General features: G+C 43.2%; 15 protein-coding genes and 1 tRNA gene. 10 read left to right on the top strand and 6 right to left on the bottom strand.

Translation table 11 applies throughout. The features are described from left to right. Nucleotides 1-101 precede the first annotated feature (101 nt). Both AB2J24_RS17765 and AB2J24_RS17770 read right to left on the bottom strand, forming a co-directional pair. Nucleotides 102-449, bottom strand: a complete 348-nt coding sequence (locus AB2J24_RS17765) for a hypothetical protein (RefSeq protein WP_367386484.1) — start codon at nt 447-449, stop codon at nt 102-104. A 377-nt stretch (nt 450-826) separates the two neighbouring features. Next, a tRNA-Gly gene (locus AB2J24_RS17770) sits at nt 827-901 on the bottom strand. Between the two features lie 429 nt (nt 902-1,330). Here AB2J24_RS17770 and uxaC point away from each other — a divergent pair. The 7 genes from uxaC (at nt 1,331) to AB2J24_RS17805 (ending at nt 7,725) form a co-directional block, all read left to right on the top strand. Beyond that, nucleotides 1,331-2,737 (top strand): glucuronate isomerase, encoded by a 1,407-nt coding sequence (gene uxaC / locus AB2J24_RS17775; RefSeq protein WP_367386485.1) that lies wholly within the window; start codon nt 1,331-1,333, stop codon nt 2,735-2,737. A gap of 20 nt (nt 2,738-2,757) precedes the next feature. Further along, complete coding sequence (locus AB2J24_RS17780; RefSeq protein ID WP_367386486.1) at nt 2,758-4,200, top strand: mannitol dehydrogenase family protein; 1,443 nt, start codon at nt 2,758-2,760, stop codon at nt 4,198-4,200. A 17-nt stretch (nt 4,201-4,217) separates the two neighbouring features. Then, nucleotides 4,218-5,135, top strand: coding sequence for a sugar kinase (locus AB2J24_RS17785; RefSeq protein WP_367386487.1), 918 nt, complete (start codon nt 4,218-4,220; stop codon nt 5,133-5,135). A 14-nt stretch (nt 5,136-5,149) separates the two neighbouring features. After that, a complete protein-coding gene (locus AB2J24_RS17790) occupies nt 5,150-5,647 on the top strand; it encodes a prolyl-tRNA synthetase associated domain-containing protein (protein ID WP_162653300.1) in 498 nt (165 codons plus the stop codon). A gap of 105 nt (nt 5,648-5,752) precedes the next feature. Continuing rightward, nucleotides 5,753-6,766 (top strand): tetratricopeptide repeat protein, encoded by a 1,014-nt coding sequence (locus AB2J24_RS17795; protein ID WP_367386488.1) that lies wholly within the window; start codon nt 5,753-5,755, stop codon nt 6,764-6,766. 87 nt (nt 6,767-6,853) lie between these two features. Then, complete coding sequence (locus AB2J24_RS17800; protein ID WP_162653298.1) at nt 6,854-7,519, top strand: LON peptidase substrate-binding domain-containing protein; 666 nt, start codon at nt 6,854-6,856, stop codon at nt 7,517-7,519. Nucleotides 7,520-7,527: 8 nt separating this feature from the next. Beyond that, complete coding sequence (locus AB2J24_RS17805; RefSeq protein WP_367386489.1) at nt 7,528-7,725, top strand: Trm112 family protein; 198 nt, start codon at nt 7,528-7,530, stop codon at nt 7,723-7,725. A 23-nt stretch (nt 7,726-7,748) separates the two neighbouring features. Here AB2J24_RS17805 and AB2J24_RS17810 read toward each other — a convergent pair whose 3' ends face one another. Further along, entirely contained in the window at nt 7,749-8,987 is a 1,239-nt protein-coding gene (locus AB2J24_RS17810; RefSeq protein ID WP_367386490.1) for a ubiquinone biosynthesis hydroxylase, read from the bottom strand. Nucleotides 8,988-9,080: 93 nt separating this feature from the next. Between AB2J24_RS17810 and AB2J24_RS17815 the strand changes: the two genes are divergently transcribed. The 3 genes from AB2J24_RS17815 (at nt 9,081) to AB2J24_RS17825 (ending at nt 11,878) form a co-directional block, all read left to right on the top strand. Continuing rightward, on the top strand, nt 9,081-9,962 hold the full coding sequence (locus tag AB2J24_RS17815) for an acyl-CoA thioesterase (RefSeq protein WP_162653295.1): 882 nt from the start codon (nt 9,081-9,083) through the stop codon (nt 9,960-9,962). Between the two features lie 238 nt (nt 9,963-10,200). Beyond that, the gene (locus AB2J24_RS17820) at nt 10,201-10,539 is read left to right on the top strand and encodes a P-II family nitrogen regulator (protein ID WP_174244228.1); all 339 of its coding nucleotides are present in this window, start codon (nt 10,201-10,203) and stop codon (nt 10,537-10,539) included. 22 nt (nt 10,540-10,561) lie between these two features. Continuing rightward, nucleotides 10,562-11,878 (top strand): ammonium transporter, encoded by a 1,317-nt coding sequence (locus tag AB2J24_RS17825; protein ID WP_367386491.1) that lies wholly within the window; start codon nt 10,562-10,564, stop codon nt 11,876-11,878. A gap of 114 nt (nt 11,879-11,992) precedes the next feature. Here the strand turns inward: AB2J24_RS17825 and AB2J24_RS17830 are convergent, their stop codons facing one another. The 3 genes from AB2J24_RS17830 to AB2J24_RS17840 all read right to left on the bottom strand — a co-directional run bounded on the left by AB2J24_RS17830 (nt 11,993) and on the right by AB2J24_RS17840 (nt 14,345). Then, a complete protein-coding gene (locus AB2J24_RS17830; protein WP_367386492.1) occupies nt 11,993-12,424 on the bottom strand; it encodes a hypothetical protein in 432 nt (143 codons plus the stop codon). An 18-nt stretch (nt 12,425-12,442) separates the two neighbouring features. Continuing rightward, the gene (rlmN, locus tag AB2J24_RS17835) at nt 12,443-13,681 is read right to left on the bottom strand and encodes a 23S rRNA (adenine(2503)-C(2))-methyltransferase RlmN (RefSeq protein ID WP_367386493.1); all 1,239 of its coding nucleotides are present in this window, start codon (nt 13,679-13,681) and stop codon (nt 12,443-12,445) included. 142 nt (nt 13,682-13,823) lie between these two features. Next, nucleotides 13,824-14,345 (bottom strand): invasion associated locus B family protein, encoded by a 522-nt coding sequence (locus AB2J24_RS17840; RefSeq protein WP_162653291.1) that lies wholly within the window; start codon nt 14,343-14,345, stop codon nt 13,824-13,826. Nucleotides 14,346-14,555: the final 210 nt, after the last annotated feature.

Raw genomic sequence — 14,555 nt, forward strand, 5'->3', positions numbered from 1 at the left:
CACTTGCTAAATTTAACTCAATCTCACGTAATAAACGCAAAACGTCTTCATCCGAATAACGCTTCCGGGCCATAAGTACACTCCTCAAATCTCTTAGAGTTTTACAAATTTAATGGCCTAATTATAGGGGGCAAGGACAATTCCAATGGCATATCTACCTCGAACGTAATCTGATCAAAGCTCGCAATTGCAGCTCGCAGTCCCAGATTTCTCAAATCTGCATTATCACTTTTTAAAGCCAGGCGTACACATATTCGATTAATTGAAGCGTCATTTGTCTCAAGAGCTGCTTCCAAGTATGCCAAACGCAAGTCAGGGTCTGGATGGTTGCATTGTTCGCGCCAATTTTTCAATTCGCCCGCTCGTTCTTCTGCAGATTGCGAGAAAGCCGCATAAGATTGAATAAAAAATGCAAGTACTAAGCCAAATACAAAAACAACGTGTTTCACTATTTTACCCTTCAGTTTAAATCAAATCGCTGCAAACCTACATTATACAATTATTACTTATTGTCTATCTATCCGCGTGCCAAAGAATAGTGCAGATGTAGTATGGCCTCTAGCTCTAAGCTTCAAATTATTTTTACAACGAGAAGTTCTGCTTTTTAACGGCACAAAACCACCCCAAATACCCCGCTCCAAAAAAGCGTAAGGGTAGGTGACTGTGCTAGAACTGTGCTAAATTCAAAAACACAGTTTCCTAAAGCATTGAAATCATTGATCTCAAAATCGCTAAAACCGGACTGTGCTAAGACTGTGCTAGCAAATACTGGGGTACGTGAGTTTATTAAGTGATTATATAAGTTATTGTAATTGTTGAAGAAAATTGGAGCGGGTGAAGCGATTCGAACGCTCGACCCTAACCTTGGCAAGGTTATGCTCTACCCCTGAGCTACACCCGCTCAACATCGTATTCTGAGGTATTATGAATACGTGTGTCACTGAAGACCTGCGCTATATGGCGCAAGATGAAATGAATTGCAACAATAAAATGAAGATAAATCGCAACTCTTTGAAAATCTTATGATGTGTCACTTATTTCACCTTTGTACATATGAGTTTCGGTGCCAATTCTTGTGTGAATTGCGCTATCTATCTGTTTATCCGGTGAATTGAGGGAGTCTATTTGGCCATTCTTCTCGGCTTTAAAAAACATGTATGTATGAATATATATAAGATGTTACTTTGATATAGTGGGATGATTGATGCCGCACTTCTGATCGGGTGTGCAAAAAAATGATCTGTGGTATCTATCATCGTCAAGTATAGTTGACCGAGTTAATTCGATCGGCGAACGCATTAATGCAGTTTCGATGTAGCAGAGTAATGAAATGCTGAGTGAAGATAGATTATTTCCAATTGATAACGAACAGCGGATAATTGCGCGTGAAATTTTTTCACAAATTGAAAAGCTGCCTCTGATCTGCCCTCATGGGCATACTGAGCCCTCCTGGTTTTCAGAAAATGACTTATTCCCCGATCCCACGAAGTTGTTGATCATTCCTGATCACTATATTTTGCGGATGTTGGTCTCACAAGGTCTATCATATTCAGATCTCGGCATCGAACCCAAAGATGATTCCTTCTATACGACAGATAGCCGTAAGATCTGGAAACTCTTTGCTAAGCATTATTATTTATTTCGTGGAACACCTTCACGGCTCTGGTTGGATTATACCTTTGAAAAACTTTTCGGAATTGAAAAGCGGCTTGATGCAGAAACCGCTGACGAAATCTATGATCTTATATCTGAAAAGATCAGGTCGGATGAGTTTCGACCGCGCGCATTATATGATCAATTCAACATCGAAATTATTGCTACAACTGACGCCTGCACAGATGACTTGAAGTATCACAAGAAGATTGTTGAGGATGGTTGGCAAGGCTTGGTTGTGCCGACTTACCGGCCTGATGCTGCAATTGACCCGAATCATAGCGAGTTTATGAGCAGTGTTGCAAAACTTGGTGAGCTGACGGGTGAGGATACATATAGCTGGCAGGGTTATTTAAATGCGCATCGCACTCGTCGATCATATTTTAAATCACTCGGTGCGACAGCGACAGATCATGGTTTTACAACGGCTCAAACCGCGGACTTAAGCACGACAGAGGCTGAAATATTATTTGCGAAAATTATGAGCGAGCAGGGAACAACATCGGATCATGATCTTTTCTGTGCGCAGATGCTCACAGAAATGGCCTCTATGAGCATTGATGATGGTTTAGTCATGCAGTTGCATTGTGGATCGCACCGGAATCACAATAATTGGGTATTCGATCAATATGGTCGCGACAAGGGCTTTGATATCCCTGCACAAACTGAATATGTGTCTGCACTCCAACCATTGTTGAATAAGTTCGGGATGGAGAAAAACCTTTCAATTATCCTCTTCACTTTAGATGAAACAGTATATGCGCGTGAATTTGCTCCCCTTGCTGGGGCTTATCCATGTTTAAAACTTGGCCCAGCTTGGTGGTTTCATGATAGCCCTGAAGGAATGATGCGCTTTCGTCAATTTACAACAGAAACAGCAGGGTTTTACAATAGTGTCGGCTTTAATGACGATACGCGTGCCTTCCCTTCAATCCCAGCGCGGCATGATGTTGCGCGGCGCGTGGATGCTAGTTTCTTATCAGGGCAAGTTGCACAACATATACTGGACATTGATGAAGCCATCGAGGTTGCTATTGATCTGACATATCGATTGCCTAAGTCCGCCTATAACTTTAAATTTTGAAGAAAGTAGTCTGTTGATAAATGGCAAATATTGATGAAATCCCCTACGTTCCTGATAGGCATGGTGTTAGTATTGTACATATAGGTATTGGTGCTTTTCATCGAGCTCATCAGGCGGTTTACACGGATGATGTTTTGTCCAAAACTGGTGGTGATTGGCGTATATTGGGTGTTAGTTTGCAGAGTAGGCACATTGCCGATGCGTTGAATGCTCAAGATGGGGTTTATTCTCTTGTTCTGCGAGATCAAGATGGTCAACCGAATATTCGAAAGATTGGTTCAATTTCCGGCGTTGTTGCGGCAAGTCGAGATACAGCACCAATCATAGAAGCTTTTTCCTCACCGTGTACGCATATTGTCAGCATAACTGTTACTGAAAAAGCCTATGGTATATTGCGGGATAAAAGCGGTATTGATCCTCAGCATCCAAGTATCGCAAATGATTTGGCTAATCCGGAACAACCAGTTGGCGTTATTGGCATGTTGGCCAAGGGGTTGAAATTGAGGCGAGATCTGGGGCTGCGCTCATTTACGGTGCTGTGTTGTGATAATTTGCCTGATAATGGTGACATGGTGCGTGTGGGTGTTTTAGATTTTGCCAGACGTGTAGATCCGATGCTTGGTGTGTGGATTGCAGAAAATACTTGTTTCCCGAATACGATGGTGGACCGCATAACGCCTGCGACAACGCCAGAATTGATTGCTGAAGTGAGCGGCATTCTTGGTCAAGAGGATAAAACACCAGTAGAAACTGAAGCGTTTACGCAATGGGTTATTGAAGATAATTTCTGCGGCCCTCGTCCGCCATGGGAAGATGCAGGTGCACTTCTTGTTGATGATGTTGCACCATATGAGAACATGAAGTTACGGATGCTAAATGGCGCGCACTCAATGCTTGCATATTTGGGGTATGTGCAGGGATGTATTTATGTGCGCGATGTCATGAGACGCAAACAACTTGCAACTTTGGTTGATATGCATATGCAGGCTGCCGCAAGAACATTGGACCCGTTGGAGGAGATAAATTTTGATGATTATCGTTCTCAGTTGATTGAGCGATTTGAAAACCCCAATATAGCTCATCAGACCTACCAAATAGCGATGGATGGTACGCAGAAACTCCCACAGAGAATTTTTGCACCTGCGGTTTCGTGTTTGGACAAAGGTCTATCGGTTGATTGCTTTGCACTCGCTACAGCGGCCTGGATGCGGTATTGTTTAGGACAGATGCCAGATGGTTCGAAATATGAATTGCAAGATCCGAAGGTAACTGAGATCGCGGAAGCTGTATCAAGCGCTGGAAGTAGTGCTTCTAAAATCTATCAAAATCTAAGTGAGCTATCTGATTTTATGCCAACTAAGCTTGCCGATAGTAACCAATTTTCAGAAAGAACAATAAAATTTCTCAATCTTTTGATTGTTGGGAAAATTGAAGATATTACAAATTTGATGTCTGAAATTTAATAATGAGAAAGTATTCCATGAAACCGTTGAAGATTGCCTGTATCGGTGAAGCAATGATTGAATTGTCGCTTGATGAAAGCGGACGCCAAGCCGGTATCGGTTTTGCCGGAGACGCGTTGAATACGGCGATATATTTAAAACGGTGTTTATCACCAGACCACCAGGTATATTTCAATTCTCGCCTTGGGCAGGATAATTTTTCTTCTGTGATGATTGAATATATAGAAGCCGAGAACATTGATTGTAGCTTTGTTTCAAAGCACGAAAGTCGTTCACCGGGTATTTACGCCATTTCAAAAGATCATACGGGTGATCGAGTATTTTCCTATTGGCGGGAAAATTCCGCAGCTCGCACACTGTTTTCTACAGAGCAAGGTGATGCTGATTTTACGTCTCTTGAAGGGATGGATGTCGTTTACCTAAGTGCAATTACATTTGCCATTTTGCCAGTTAATATTGTTATGTCACTGTTGGATTGGATTGAGGAATCTAGGAAAAAAGGTGTGCGTTTTGCTTTTGATTCCAACTACCGCCCGCATCTTTGGTCGGATAAAAAGATCGCGCAACAAGTTGTTACGCGTGCATGGAAGCTTTGCGATATCGGATTGCCTTCCATCGATGATGAAATGGCCCTATTTGCAGATGATTGTGAAGCTGCTGCTCTTGAACGTCTTTCTTCTTACGCTGCCCCGTTAATGGCTGTTAAGCGAGGGGCTAGTGGTCCTCTTGCGATACTGAGTGGTCAGCAGCAATCCAGCGAAGCGGTATTTAACAAAGCAACCAAAATTGTAGATACGACATCTGCTGGCGATAGTTTTAATGGTGCATTTTTGGCGGCAATTCTCGAGCGGAAGTCAATTGATGAAGCTTTGCTTGCTGGACATAATATTGCCTTGAATGTTATCGCCCACCAAGGTGCTATTATTCCAAAATAGGTGAGTGAAGATAAATGCAGAAGACCAAAGATGATTTGCTGGAAATACTAGACGATCTGGGTATCTCTTATACAAATTATGATCATGAACCAGTTTTTACCGTTGAGGAATCTAATTCGCTTTGCTCTGATATCCCTGGAGGGCATACAAAGAACCTTTTTCTAAAGGATAAAAAAGACAATTTTTTTTTAGTCGTTTTAGAAGAGCATGCAGATGTGGATTTGAAGAAAATTCACACTCTGATTGACGCGCGGAGCCGTGTTTCATTTGGCAAGCCTGATAAATTGTTAGAGTATCTGGGTGTTATCCCTGGTTCTGTCACGGCATTTGCTGTCATGAATGATACTAATCATCGGGTAAATATGGTTATAGACAAACCTTTGCTGGAGCATGAAATTATCAATTGTCACCCCTTGCAGAATGATGCAACGACGTCAATTCACAGAGATGATCTTATTCGCTTTGCAAAACATTTTGGGCATGACCCTTTAATTTTGAAAATTTCACAATAAATCTATATCAAGTCGATTATATGAGATAATACCTTCGCAGAGCGTGATCTGATACGATTTTGGATGATCAATGCTGATAGTAGCGCAAATAGATGAGTAGATATAATGAGTGATAACGATAATCCATACGCACATAATGATGGTAGCCAATATCAGGGATCGGTCTCTTATGGCGGCGGTAGCGTGAATGTGGGGGCGACACCAACTAGCCCTGCGCCATCTCAGCCAGCGCCAAGTGGTGAACTTATTATTGACACAACAACCAATGATTTTGCACGTGATGTGGTTCAAGCTTCTGCGCAGATGCCTATCATTGTGGATTTTTGGGCCCCTTGGTGTGGGCCATGTAAACAGCTTACCCCATTACTTGAAAACGCTGTTAAAAAAGCTGCTGGTGCTGTTCGGCTTGTAAAGCTTGATATTGAGAAATATCCGGAAATTGCCAGTCAGATGGGAATTCAATCAATTCCAGCTGTGGCAGCATATGTCGGTGGTCAACCAGTTGATGGTTTTATGGGTATGGTACCTGAAAGCAAGATCAATGAGATGATCACAAAGCTTGCTGCATCTTCACCGCAAGCGCAAATGCAGGAACGCATTGAACAAATGCTAGAGGCTGGCGAAGCTGCGTTGAGCGGTGGCGATATAGAGCAAGCTGCACAGGCATTTTCCATTGTTATGCAGGAAGATAAGGGTAATCCTCGTGCGATTGCTGGTATTGTTGACTGTATGATCGAAAGTCGCAAACTCGATCAAGCTGCAGAATTGTTGGACCGCCTGCCAGAGGATGCAAAAACAGAGCCGACAATCGCCGGTGCTATAAAGCGTGTTTCAATGGCAAAAGAAGTTTCTGATCTTGGTGATCCTGATGAGCTGCAAGCAAGGCTCGCTGCAGATGAAAATGATCATGAAGCACGTGTGGATCTGGCAAAAATTTATAATGCCATGGGCGATAAAGATAGGGCTGTCGACGAGTTGATCGCTATCATGAAGCGTGATCGCGAGTGGAACGATGATGGCGCACGTAAAGTGTTACTCGATTTTTTTGAAGCGTGGGGTCCTGCCGACCCTGCAAGCGCATCTGGTCGGCGCAAATTGTCGTCGGTCTTATTTTCATAAGCTAAGCTCTCAGGCAGTTTTTCCGATTTGGTGTTTGATTAGTTCGTTCAATATTGGCATCATGTTATTCTAAGAAAAGGATATGTCATGCAAGTAGGAAATATGCATTATCGGAGCGAAGAAGACCTGCCAAATGAGGCACGTCTTTTCCCGTTATCTGGTGCCTTCTTATTACCAGGTAGTGTCCTGCCACTAAATATTTTTGAGCCGCGGTATCTTGAACTGTTTGACGATGCGCTTGCCGGAGATAGGTTGGTCGCGGTGGTTCAGACAAACTATGTAACAGAAGATGCAAAACCCGTGGATGATCTTTGCAATGTAGGAACGTTGGGGCGCATAATTTCATTGGCTGAATCTGGTGATGGTCGGTATGTGGTTTCTGTTGCAGGGATTTGTCGTTTTCGCATAAAAGAAGAAAAGGCTGTGAAGAAGCCTTATCGAGTGGCAAAAATCTGTCCTTTTGTAAAAGACCTGGCCGAACCTTCCTCTGAGGCTGACGAATATAGACCTCAGCTACTTGCTCATTTTATGACCTATATAGAAAGCAATGATATTGAAATTGATACTGATGATTATAAGCAATTGAGAGTGCCTGATTTAGTCAATATTCTTTCAAGCCTTGTTCCGTTTGATATTGCCGAAAAGCAAGCGCTTCTTGAAGCTGATTATAAAACGCGCGTGGAAACTTTAGTTGCGCTTTTGGATATGGGGTATTCGTCGGATGATGATGAAACTCCGCAGACAGTACAATAGGGATTGCTATGGTCGATTTAGTATCAAAAGCGCCCGATATTGATCCAAAATTACTTCAGCTTTTAGTCTGCCCGCTTACGAAAGGGCCTTTAACTTACGATAAAGAAGCCCAAGAGCTCATCTCAGAAAAAGCAATGTTAGCTTTTCCAATTAAAGATTGCGTTCCGATTATGCTCGTCTCAGAAGCACGGAAGATAACTGAGTAAATTCAGTTAAATTATTGACTTTACTAAATAGGTTGACCCTTAAGTAGTTTGGGACCTTCTTCGCCCTGCAAGCCCGCAGCTTGTTCGATGAAATATGACTTTAGCTTTGGCATCCGCTCCACAAGGCCAAGGCCAAAGTCTCTAAGATGGCGTAGCGGGGTGATGTCATTTGAGAACATACGGTTGAGTACATCCGTTGTGACGCCCATTTGAACCGTATCAAAACGTCGCCACAGCTGGTAGCGCTCAAGAACATCCAGTGCGCCTATATCCATCCCGAGGCGATCTGCTTCCACAATAGTCTGTGCCAAAGCAGCAGCGCCTTTGAAACCAAGATTAAGACCTTGGCCTGCGATAGGGTGGATACCATGAGCAGCGTCGCCAACAAGCGCCACTCGATCTTGCACATATTCGCGCGCTAACGTGAGACCTAATGGGAAGGCTCGTCGCCCCCCCTCTTGTTTAATAGTACCAAGTCTGTGCCCAAAACGGCGCTCGAGTTCCATTTCAAAAACAAGATCATCGCCATTGACCAATTTCTCCGCATTTTCTTCTGTTTCTGTCCAAACTAAAGAAGATCGATTGCCTTTTAGCGGTAATATTGCAAATGGTCCGCTCGGTAGAAAGTGCTCTTCTGCTTGTCCGTTATGTGGGCGTTCATGGGCTACGGTTGTCACAATGCCTGATTGCCCATATTGCCAGCTCATGGTTCGGATTTTTGCCATCGATCTAATGTTGGATCGCGCTCCGTCTGCTGCAATAAGCAATTTGGCTGTCACAATATCTCCTGATTTCAGGGTCACATTGACTGATGCGGCACTTTTTTCAAAGCCCGTTACCGGGCAGGATTGCCGGATTGTGATATCCAGTTCATCGGCCAAAGATCGAAGTGCCGAGATCATTGATTTGTTTGGAATCATATGTGCAAACGGGCGTCCTTCACCGTTGCCATCTTCCACTGCGCCATCGAAATTTAGAAAGATCGGTCGTATGGGGTCATTTACGTCAGAATCCGTAACGATCATTTTATTTATAGGTTGCGCGTCAGGTTTGATGTCGTCCCAAGCACCCAATGCAACAAGCATGTTTTCCGCTGCTACCGCAATTGCTGATGCACGTTGATCGTTCTTCCAGACATTTTTAGGGGCAGCGTCAACAACCATAATATTAAGGTGGGTGGCGGCCTTTTTAATAGCAACCGCAGTTGCCAAGCCAACATATCCAGCGCCCGCGATTAATATATCTACCTGATGTTTTGTCATTTTCTAAACCCCTAATCAGTCACACTGCAATTGATTAATGGCATAACTATAGCGTAAAGCCATTTAACTTCGAAATGAATTTATGGATGCATAATGTCGCGCAAATTGCATGAGAGTGTTGCCAAGCTTTTAAACAGTCTTGAATTGACGGAGGTGGGCGAAGACAGGTTTGTCGTGCATTCTCCTGATTTTGGTCGTCTTCGTATATTTGGTGGACAGTTTTTAGCTCAAGCTGTGGCCGCCGCGCAAAAGACAGTTGCGGTTTCAAGACATGTTCATTCTTTCCATAGCTACTTCTTAAGAGCGGGAAATCCCGAATTGCCGCTTGAGATTCAGGTCACACGGGTGCGGGATGGAGCAAGTTTTTCCATGCGAAGTGTTGAGGTTTATCAGAATGACTTGCTTGTGTTTACAATGCAGTTGTCGTTTCATTTACCGCGTGATGGCTTTTGCCATCAAAATGTTATGCCCCATGTACCAATGCCGGAAGATATTGACTTTGAAGCATTTTTATCATCGAAGGATGCTAAATCTTGTGCTGGATTCGTGGCTTATGCAACAAAAGAGCGGCCGTTTGATTTTAGGCCTACATCTTTTGAAAGATATATGGGCGAGAGTGAAAAGCGGCCTCAGCAATCGATCTGGCTACGTTTAAAGCAACCAATGAATGAGCCATTGGATCAAGCCTTAAGTGCCGCGATTTTAGCTTATGCATCTGATACTCTATTTATAGATACCGCACTTATGCCGCACGGTGTGAGCATATTTGAAGGGGTTGCGCATAGTGTAAGTTTGGATCAGGCTGTGTGGTTTCACCATCCATTAATTCTTGATGATTGGATATTGTTTGACATGCATAGTCCCATAAGCTCTGGTGGCCGCGGTATGGCGCAAGGTTCTTTTTTCACACGTGATGGCACACTTGTTGCGACTGTTGCGCAAGAAGGTCTGATTCGAAAACGGTCACATGCATAATTCTTAATCGCCAGCACAAATTTGCCTAAAAAATATGCAAATTAAATTTGCATAAAAAATAATCATTTTGTGTGATTTTTTTACATAACTCATATTTTATTTAACAAAATCAAATAGATAAAAATTACCCATCAAACTGGCACGGAACTTGAATCCTTTAGTTTAGCTGCAGGCGCTTGTGCTTCGCAGAACTGAGGGACGGTAAAACGTCATGTTCAAACAAAGGATGGGAAACGATATGAAAATCGTTATGGCCATAATAAAGCCGTTCAAATTAGATGAAGTGCGTGAAGCTCTTACAGACATCGGAATTCAAGGTTTAACTGTAACCGAAGTCAAAGGTTACGGACGTCAAAAGGGGCACACAGAAATTTATCGCGGCACCGAGTATGCCGTTAGTTTCTTGCCAAAATTAAAAATCGAAATTGCGGTTGCCTCTGATGCGGTTGATGGCGCGATTGAAGCAATTACATCAGCTGCCAAAACCGGACAGATCGGTGATGGCAAAATCTTCTCATATTCAATTGATCAGGCCGTACGTATCCGTACAGGCGAAACAGACGCTGAAGCTCTGTAAGGTAATTAGGAGTATTATGATAATGAAAATGTTTAACGCAAAGTCGTTCATCGCGACATCGCTGACAGGGTTGGCTTTAAGTGCAACGCCTGTTCTTGCCCAGGAATCTGAGTTTGCCACGAAAGCAGAGACTGCCTACATCTTCAATACGCTACTTTTCCTTGTGGGTGGCTTCTTGGTCATGTTCATGGCAGCTGGTTTTGCTATGCTAGAAGCAGGTCTTGTTCGATCTAAAAATGTTTCAATGCAATGTCTGAAAAACATCGCACTCTATTCAATCGCCGGTATTATGTATTGGGCTATTGGCTATAATGTAATGTATGTCGGTGTTGATGGTGGGTACTTCGGATCCGTTGCATTCTCATATGGATTTGACCCAGTTGGCGGCAATGCGCTTGAAACTGGTTATTCAACAGCTTCTGACTGGTTCTTCCAGATGGTATTTGTTGCAACGACAGCATCTATTGTTTCTGGGGCTGTTGCCGAACGTATTAAAGTTTGGCCATTTATGATCTTCACAGCGATCCTTACGGGTATTTTATATCCAATAACTGGTGCTTGGACATGGGGCGCTGGTTGGTTATCAGGAGCTGGATTTTCCGATTTTGCGGGTTCAACAATCGTCCACTCAGTCGGCGGTTGGGCAGCTCTAACTGGTGCAATTATTCTGGGTGCGCGTAAGGGCAAATATGTTGACGGTCGCACGGTTCCAATGCCAGGTTCCTCCATTCCACTTGCAACATTGGGTACATTTATTCTTTGGCTTGGTTGGTTCGGCTTCAATGGTGCGTCTCAGCTTGCTATGGGTACAATTGCCGATGCATCTGATGTGTCACGTATTTTTGCCAATACGAATTTGGCCGCTACGGGTGGTGTGGTCGCAACAGTGATCTTAACTCAGCTAATGTATAAGAAGATCGATGTAACGATGGCACTTAACGGTGCGCTTGCTGGTCTGGTTTCAATCACAGCCGAGCCACTTGCGCCATCAGGTGGCGCATCAATTTTGATCGGCGCCGTCGGCGGTGCGATTGTGGTCTTTGCAGTGCCAATGCTTGATAAGTTAAAAATTGATGATGTTGTCGGCGCTATCCCTGTTCACTTGCTTGCAGGTATTTGGGGAACTCTGATTGTTCCTGCCACAAATTCAGATGCAAGCTATGGTACACAGGTTATGGGTATTGCTGCGATGGGTGCATTTACGGTAATTACATCAGCAGCCGTTTGGTATGTTTTGAAAAAAACTGTCGGTATTCGCGCATCTGATGAAGACGAGATGATGGGTATGGATAAAGCTGAAGTTGGTATCGAAGCTTATCCTGAATTCTCAAATAGATAAGCCTTCCTCAAAAGAAGGTTTGCCTCCTTCCTAATCTATCGCGAACCTTCTTCAATATAAAGGGGCCTACTCAAATGGGCCCCTTTTGTATATTAAGATCATATGTTTTTGAGATTAGCGATCGCGCCACTTGCCAGCACGTTGGCCGACAAATAACCAATAAATAAACCCACCTATTATCGCACTAACTGTGTAAATTGCGGCCCTGTTAAAATCGATAATTTCTGTTCCAAAAGCAAAAAGAGCAACAATACTTATTATGGCTGCTGAAACGAGATAGACAATCCAGTCGCGGATCGCCTTAATTTCAAAAATCAGAATAACGATGAATGCCGGAGTAAATGCGATCTGTGCGAATTTTGCGCTAAGGCCGGTCAACATAATCGTAAGCGATATTCCAAGTTCAACGCTTCCATATGTTTCAAAATCATCTTGTCTAATCAAGCCTGATAAAAAAGCATAAGCGGTCGCAGCTGCGATGCAGGCTGCTGTGAAGCCGAATGTGATAGTAACAAATCTTAGAAATATTCGTATTAACTGGCTCAAAATGTAATCTCGAAAAAGTTAGGCTTCGCCATGGCCAGAAATCATCATGGCTTCAAGTGCAGCGCGTTCTGTTTTACGTAGGCGTTCGGATTCTGATTTCAACTGGCCGCATGCAGCTAGGATATCACGTCCACGAGGCGTGCGGATTGGGGAGGCATAACCGGCTTGATTGATGAAATCAGCAAACTTTTCAATTTGCTCCCAGTCGGAACATTCATATTGTGAGCCGGGCCAAGGGTTGAATGGAATAAGATTAATTTTAGCAGGGATGTTTTTCAAAAGCATGACGAGTTCTTTTGCGTCCTGTAAACTGTCATTTACCCCTTTTAGCATTACATATTCAAATGTAATACGCCTCGCATTATTTGCGCCCTTATATGTGCGGCAAGCTTCCATAAGGTCCTTTATCGGGTATTTTTTATTGATAGGTACTAACTCGTCACGCAGTTCATCGCGTGTCGCATGGAGCGATATTGCCAGCATGACACCGATTTCTTCACCCGTGCGATATATTTCTGGCACCACGCCGGATGTTGAGAGGGTAACGCGTCGTCTTGAGAGCGCGATACCTTCACCGTCGATAGCAATCAAGAGCGCCTTTTTAACATTCTCAAAGTTATAAAGCGGCTCACCCATTCCCATCATAACAATGTTGGATACTTTCCGTTCTCCGGTTGGTATAAAACCGCCCACCGGCGTGTCTTTATTTGGGAAGTCTCCTAATCGATCCTTTGCCACAAGCAACTGAGCTAGAATTTCACCAGATGTTAAATTACGGACAAGCTTTTGTGTGCCTGTATGGCAGAAGGTGCATGTGAGTGTGCAACCGACTTGGCTGGAAATACAAAGAGTACCGCGATCATCTTCGGGGATGTAAACAGTCTCGACTTCAACAGGTTTGCCTGCACCGCCGGATGGAAAGCGCATCAACCATTTTCGTGTGCCATCATTTGAGATTTGTTCTTCAATAATTTCCGGGCGTGAAATATCAAAGTTCTCTGCCAATAACCCGCGCAGATCTTTCGAGACATTTTGCATATCGGAAAAATCTGAGACGCCTCGAATATAAAGCCAATGCCAAATCTGCGTTGCGCGCATGCGCAATTGTTTATCTGCAATGCCAATGCTGGCGAGCTTTTCTTTCAATTCATCGCGCGACAAACCTATAAGACTTGGTTTGTTGTTTTGAAACGTATTCGTGCGCTCTGCCAGATTGCGACGTTTGTCTTTATCTTGAAGATCAATTGAAATTGCCATGATCTCGTCATTCCTTGTTCTGGCCTTATATGAAGGCCTCATTTGAGGATTTTGACAAGCCAATAACACCAAAAGTGACATTCGTCACTTTGTTAATGAAAATTGATTGTTTTATATGAAGCGTTATAAACCTTAACAAAGTCTATTTGCAGTCGGCAATGTTCTTTAGGGCTGCCGATATGCCGGACAAGGAGAAGCTGTAATCACGTTGAGCACCATTGCGAGATGAGATCACTTGAATAGATGCAGTGCTGCCTGCTCGAAGTGCGCCTACAACAGCAGCTTCTTGTGCAACATTTTCTAGGTGTGCAACTTTTCCTCGTGTATAGAATGTATAACTCTTATCGCCAATTGTCATTGCGACTTTAGAGCCTTCCTTCATTTTGTAACTCATCATGACTTGCGGTTCATAAGTCGTGGTTTGCCCTTTACGCTGAGCTACTAAAATATAATTTTGACCATGAGAAAGCGTTTTACCATTTTCTGATAATGGAGCTGCTGTCTTGTGCGGCGTCAATACATAACATAATTTACCCTGTGATGACTGATACGAATATGCACCCCAATCATTAAATTCATTAATAATAGCAGGGGCTTGAGCAAAAGCTGTTACCGTCGTAGCAGATGTCAATAATAAAGCTAATGCAATCTTCTTGCCGAACATGATGAAAGTTTCTCCAATTATACGCGTCTTTGAATTCAAATCATTTGTTATAAATTCAAACAAATTTTGGTGCTCATAAAATGTCGCCGAAGCTTATATTGCCTTGGTGTGGTTACTAAACCGTCAACATTTTCGCCAAATTTTAAATATTTGTGGTTTTCATGTGATTTCAAATGATTAGAGTCGTTTGGCACTTCTCATAGTGCAATA

Origin of the sequence: Lentilitoribacter sp. EG35, from assembly GCF_040784015.1 — a bacterium.
In the GTDB taxonomy this organism is placed as follows: Bacteria; Pseudomonadota; Alphaproteobacteria; order Rhizobiales; family Rhizobiaceae; genus Lentilitoribacter.